1 protein-coding gene is annotated in these 2,071 nt (G+C 42.1%); it reads left to right on the top strand.

Going from position 1 to position 2,071, the window contains the following annotated elements; translation table 11 throughout:
• Window positions 1-268: 268 nt before the first annotated feature.
• Window positions 269-1,906 carry a hypothetical protein gene (locus tag HZR81_RS23405; protein ID WP_126189898.1) on the top strand — a complete coding sequence of 546 codons (1,638 nt, stop codon included), beginning with the start codon at window positions 269-271 and terminating at the stop codon, window positions 1,904-1,906.
• Window positions 1,907-2,071 lie beyond the last annotated feature (165 nt).

The raw sequence follows: 2,071 nt of genomic DNA, 5'->3' as shown, positions 1-2,071 counted from the left end.
GGCCAGTAGCAGCCGCTCAATTGTGTCTATAGAACCTTTAGCGATTCAGTTACCAAACCAAAACTTTCAGGCAAGGCCTGCAGAGATTGTCTTGGGGCTAAGAAAACAACATATACCTCAGACCAAACTTGACTTTCTGTTTATCTCACTCCACCCACCTTGGCAAATCATGAGATAATATCGCTCTTCCACCCTATAAAATCGATAAAAAACCCTGATGCGACGGGTTGCTTTTTCTATTTTCAAATTTTGATAGCCGGGCTTGTAAATGAAAATCCTCGAACCACAGATCGACAAGCTGTTTGATGACAACCCAATTCTTCGACAACCTTTTCTCCATGTTTACAATCATTTCTGCCAGGTTGCCACCTTCCAATTCATTCAAGAAAAGCAAGCACCTCATAGCTTCGCAATTCCGTATACATTTGTATTTGAGCGCATGAACGACTTTAGTCCTCAAAGCCCTGAATCATGCGATGATTTTTTGCGCAAGCTAAACCCTGATGACTTTAAAAATTTATTCGCTTGCGCAAACCTCAATATAGTCATCCCATTTATTCGTAGCAAAATATATAGATTCACTCGCGAAAGCAGCGAAAAGTCAACGATCGACTACGCTGATGAAATTACACTCAAACATGAAATCAATGACATCATTGTAACGCATTTATCTCTACCAGTTATTTCAAACCAAGCTCACGATTCTAGACCTTGGCTCAAGAGCGTTGTTAATCGGCTAAGAACCAACAAGCCCGTAAATCCCACATTTTATTTTGATTACATTTCCGAGCAGTACAAAGCATCTGAAAATGCATTCATTGAAGCAGATATTATTCCACCTGATTTCTATACGCAGATTGGATTTTCTTCTGCCGATGCCTTTAAAAAAATCAGGAATGCTTTTATCTGCATAGGGCAAATCTATAATGACATCACGTTCATAGTTTACAAATACCTGGAAGTCAATGAACTTAAAGACTCAGGGGATGGAGATCATCATTTACAAGGCCTTGGCATGGCCAGGCTGGGTGCCGCCGAGCTGAAATTTCTAGTTCAAAAGCTCACCGGGGTGGCTGAGTCAGACTACGATAAATTTTCTGAGTTTTTCTTCTGCGGCGAGGGAAAAAATGGCAGCCTAAGCTTAAAATTCATGCCGCCATTCTGGAGCATTTCGGATGACGTATACTTCTGCCCGGCCTTAGTTCCAACCCTACTGGGCACGAGAAATCTTTTGATCTCCATACTAATAGATGATGATAAAAATACTAAATACAACTATGACGGATTGATATCTCACTTTTTCGAACCTGAACTCTTGAGAAGGGCTCAAAGGCATTTCGAAAGCAATGGCTTTTATACTTATTTAGAATGTGACTTTACTGGGGGCGAGATTGATTTATTGGTTTTTTGCAATAAATCCAATACCGTGATGACCGTCCAGGCAAAAGCCACTTTATACCCTGAGTCAGCTCGCATGGTGCGACGTTTGGACGATAGAATTCGGGAAGCAGTTGAGCAGACCAAACGATTTGATAAACTCGAACCCAAGGAGAAAACTAGTTTATTCAAAAAATCTTTTCTCAGCTTGGATGATTCGGCGCAAATCAATCATATTCGCGCAGTTTTAACAAATTCCAGTTTCGGAAGCACTTTTAGCTGGCAATTACTAGAAAGCAACAAAATAACCCCAATAAACTGCAATCTTCTTAAAAACGTATTGCCTTGCTGCAATGTTTTAACTGAACTACCAGAACAAATTGAAGCATTTATTGCAAAGATAAAATCCGAGATTGAGATCACTGAGGAACAAAAAGTTTTCAGCCTCCCTGGCCATACGATTTATCAACGACACGTTGAAACACATCGCATGAAGAACCTTTACGACGCCAAGTATTGGGGCGAGTGAATAGCCCCCAGTTTCATAGATGCTTTCGAGCCTCAGCGAAACCGGCCCAGCCTTGGCGTGACCAGCAGTTTCTGGCCGGTTTCGGCCTGTCGCCACCGGCAGCTATGGATTAAATCCGGCCCGTCGTGACTGGCAACAGCCGAACCATCGTGGACCACTGAGACC

The organism is Pseudomonas sp. LM13 (genome assembly GCF_041381355.1).
Classification (GTDB): Bacteria; Pseudomonadota; Gammaproteobacteria; order Pseudomonadales; family Pseudomonadaceae; genus Stutzerimonas; species Stutzerimonas frequens.
This window is presented reverse-complemented; position numbering and strand designations above follow the sequence as displayed.